A 3,067-nucleotide genomic window follows, 5' to 3' on the forward strand; every position below is an offset into this window, starting at 1 on the left:
TCTTATATAGTTATAACATATTTTGAGTGGAGTTATTTTACAGTCTCTTTAAATCCTATTTACAGATTCTAATATAACGAAACATATTGTAATGATTCGTATTATATTTGTAATATTTCACTAGGTTGTGTTACGTTTTATTAATCGTAATGCCAATTCAATGTTGTTTTTCTCCAAAACCTCCCCATTTAATTGAGAAAAAAGCAAGCGAAATGCGCTCTCTCCTAATGCTAAACTTGGATGTTCAATCGTTGTAATACCCATAATTTCTGAAATAGGGTGATTATCAAAGCCAATAACAGCCAAATCCTCCGGAACACTAATCCCTCTCTTTCTTGCTTCCATCACAATCCCTGCTGCCACTTGATCAGAGGAAACAAGTAATGCTGTCGGTCTATCCTTTAGCAACATCCATTCTCTAACTACTCTTACCCCATCTTGAATCTCTAGACACCCATCAAAAATCCATTCTTCGTGAATCGGCTCATTGATTTGAGTAAGGGCATCATCATACGCTCGTTTTCTTTGTTTGCTATTAAAACTCGTTTGTCTTGCTATGCAATATCCAATATGACGATGTCCTCGCTCTATTAGATGCTCCATGCCAAGAGTAAACCCTAAATACTGATTAATATGTACACATGATATGGAATCATTTGTAGTATCCTCACATGCAACAATAGGTGCATAGGAAGTGAACGGTGCAATTTCTTCCCATTCCATAGTTTTGCTACAAATAATAAATCCATCTACCTGTCGCATTTGTAGTAGCTGCAATGCTTTCATTTCTTCTATAGCCTCGTAATTCGTTTGGCATGTTACAATTCGATAATTATGTTGCAGCGCCCCATTAGCGATTCCTTGTGTAATGGCTGAGAAATATGGATGATTTAAAAATGGTATGAGAACCCCTATTGTGAGTGTCTTTCCTTTAGAAAGATAGACAGCATTATAATTTGGTGTGTAATTAAGCCTAGCTACGACATCTAAAACTGCCTTACGTTTGGCATCGCTGACATAAGGATGGTTATTTAACACACGGGACACGGTTGTAACCGATACTCCTGCCAATATAGCAATTTCTTTAATATTTGCCATTTGTACGCTCTCCTTTTAAAAATGTCCCTTCTACTTATCCTATAAGCAAGTTACAAAAAAATCCAATAAAAAGAAGATATATCTGAATATGTACGTATATGATAGTAACAAAAATTATTACATTGGCTAGTTTTTATAATGAAAGGGAGGTAATTCCTGCATGTTATATTTCTATATTTAGCGTGGACCATCGATGGCATTCTAACATATGTAGGGCTTTATTTCAGTAGAATCGAAGAAGAATGTTATGCTTATTCATGCGTTTTGGTTACTTTATTTTGCTTTTTTACTATAAATACCTCCTTCTATGTTTTGAGAAGAAGGAGGTATTACGATTATCTTTCCTTAAATTGAGCTTCAAAACTTTGTGCTGCTGTTTTTGCTTCGTTTTCTTCGCCAATTAAGATGATATTTGAGGCAACTGTACCATCATCAATGTACATAGCATTGATTTTTAATTGTCCGGATGCATATTGTAGTTCATACAATTCTGGCTTTCCTTCTATTCTCACGATTCCCTTCCCTCTATACACATGCTCAGAAAGCAAATGAAACCATTCCTTCAGTTTCCTTTTATCAAGTGCGGGGATATTTTCAACGCGAATGGCTTGAATCGATCCGTGATGATGATGATGATGTGCTGTTTCACTCGTGACAGATGTTATCATTCTTTTTTGTAGCAAATCCTCGGCTTTCACCTCTCCATAGGATGTATGGATAACAGGAACCCCTTCCCCTATAAAGGAGTGTAGCTTAGATTCAATCGTGTGTAATTTTTTTTCTGAGATTGCATCGACCTTGTTTAATATTACATAGGATGAACACTTAATTTGATCCTTAAATAATACACGCATGGATGCAGAGCTTAAAAACAAGTGAGTGTATTCCAGAAAACGTGCGGCATCCACGATTCCAATGATTGATTGCAGTTCAAATAAATCTCGGTAACTACTATCAGTTAATACATCTACTAGTTCGATTGGATTGGCTACTCCAGTACCTTCTATAATTAGAGCGTCTATTTCATTATAACTTGCTGCCAATTGGTCTAATACACCTCGAAAGTTACTTTGCATACTACAACAAATACAGCCGTCCAACAATTCATTGACGCGTTCTTCTGAAAACAAATGCTTTTCTACATTTACTTTTCCTAATTCATTTAAGATAATAGCAGGCTTTTCATTTCTATTTCTAAAATACTCAAGCATATGTAGCAATACTGTTGTTTTACCGCTTCCCAAAAATCCACTTAGTATATAAACAGGAACTTGTTTCGTCAAAAGCCTATCCCCTCCTTACAGCATTCAAATAGCCTCAAATGTTCACTTTTAGCATATCACAAATTAGAAATACAGTGAATTTTCATATATTTTCGAAAAGAGTCCTGCGAAACAGACTCTTTTCATTAGATCATCACTTTACTATTTGCTATATATACGGTTGGTAGTTTTTGTTGTAGCGCTTCAAAGAACACTTTATCCTCTTTTACACTTGTTATCGTTACCACTTCCTGTGGATATAACCAAAGCTGCATTCGAATTACGGATGTACAAAAAGCAGGTGTAGAATCTTTCAGCACGCGTACTTCTCTAATCCGATCAAGTGTAACCTTCGTTTCAAGTAAACCAAAGTAATGAATAACATACTCATCTGTAAGTTCAATGTATGAATGAAACGATGCCCATGTAAGAAAACCACCTGCCAGTATACTACTAATACCAAATAACATTGCTATAAACGACGTAAATCCACTTGCCTTTATGCCGGCTATACATAAAAGAATGGCTACCGGAAAAAGACTGATTGAGAACGCCACGAATACTACATCTTTGTTCATTGAAAACTTCATACGTACTCCTCCTCTTTTCTATGATTCTTCTCGTATCTCATAGAAAAATCGTACGTTTACTATCCTACAAAACAATTTGCAAATTGAAAAGGGAAAATACAAAAAAACACTCTCTCC

At 35.6% G+C, this 3,067-nt stretch carries 3 protein-coding genes; all 3 read right to left on the reverse strand.

The features are described from left to right. Nucleotides 1-120: 120 nt before the first annotated feature. A complete protein-coding gene (locus AC11ZT_RS01310) occupies nt 121-1,098 on the reverse strand; it encodes a LacI family DNA-binding transcriptional regulator (protein WP_484057876.1) in 978 nt (325 codons plus the stop codon). 335 nt (nt 1,099-1,433) lie between these two features. Beyond that, nucleotides 1,434-2,381, reverse strand: a complete 948-nt coding sequence (locus tag AC11ZT_RS01315) for a CobW family GTP-binding protein (RefSeq protein WP_484057877.1) — start codon at nt 2,379-2,381, stop codon at nt 1,434-1,436. Nucleotides 2,382-2,506: 125 nt separating this feature from the next. Continuing rightward, nucleotides 2,507-2,950, reverse strand: a complete 444-nt coding sequence (locus AC11ZT_RS01320) for a hypothetical protein (protein ID WP_484057878.1) — start codon at nt 2,948-2,950, stop codon at nt 2,507-2,509. Nucleotides 2,951-3,067 lie beyond the last annotated feature (117 nt).

This window comes from Ectobacillus sp. (assembly GCF_056992975.1).